1 protein-coding gene is annotated in these 777 nt (G+C 75.2%); it reads right to left on the bottom strand.

Translation table 11 applies throughout. The annotated features are described in order from the left end of the window. Window positions 1–54: 54 nt before the first annotated feature. Window positions 55–777, bottom strand: a 723-nt coding sequence (locus CCN42_RS36855; protein ID WP_086741667.1) for a zinc-binding dehydrogenase, incomplete at its 5' end; no start/stop codon positions are given.

Raw genomic sequence — 777 nt, 5'->3', positions numbered from 1 at the left:
GGGACCCGGGGGTGTCCCCGGGTCCCGTGTGCTCGGCGCGCATCGGCCGCGACGTCAGAAGACGACCAGCGCCCGGCCGCCCTTGCCCGCCAGCATGTTCTCGAACGCCGCCGGGATGCCGTCCAGGGCGATCCGCTCGGTCACCAGCGCGCCCAGGTCCAGACGGCCCTCACGGACGTGTCCGGCGAGCACCGGCAGGTCGCGCGCCGGATCGCTGTTGCCGTAGACGCACCCGGAGAGGGTGCGGCCCCAGTGGAAGATCTCCAGGGCGTTGAAGGTGACCTGCTGGTCCTTGCCGCCGATGCCGACGACCGTGGTCCGGCCGCCGCGCCGGGTGGACTCCCAGGCGGCGCGGATGGTGACGGCCCGGCCCACGCACTCCACGGCCACGTCGACGCCCTGCTTGCCGGTGAGGGCGCGGATCTCGCGCGGGGTGTTCTCGGAGGCGATGACGTAGTCGGTGGCGCCCGCCGTCCGCGCCAGCTCCTCCTTCTCCGCGGAGACGTCCACCGCGACGATCTTCGACGCGCCCGCGATCCGGGCGGCCTGGAGGGCGGCGAGGCCCACCCCGCCGACACCGAACACGGCGACCGTCTCGCCCTCGCGGACCCGCGCCGCATGGTGGACGGCGCCGTAGCCGGTGAGCACGGCGCAGCCGAGCAGGGCCGCGTCCGCGAGCGGCACACCGTCCGGGGCGGGCAGCACGCAGTTCGCCCCCACCACGGTCTCCTCGGCGAACGCGGCGACGTTCAGGCCGGGGTGCAGCTCGGTGCCGTC

It is taken from the genome of Streptomyces glaucescens (assembly GCF_002154375.1).
Taxonomy (GTDB): Bacteria; Actinomycetota; Actinomycetes; order Streptomycetales; family Streptomycetaceae; genus Streptomyces; species Streptomyces glaucescens.
The sequence above is the reverse complement of the archived record's forward strand: the minus strand, read 5'-3'. Positions and strand labels throughout refer to the sequence as shown.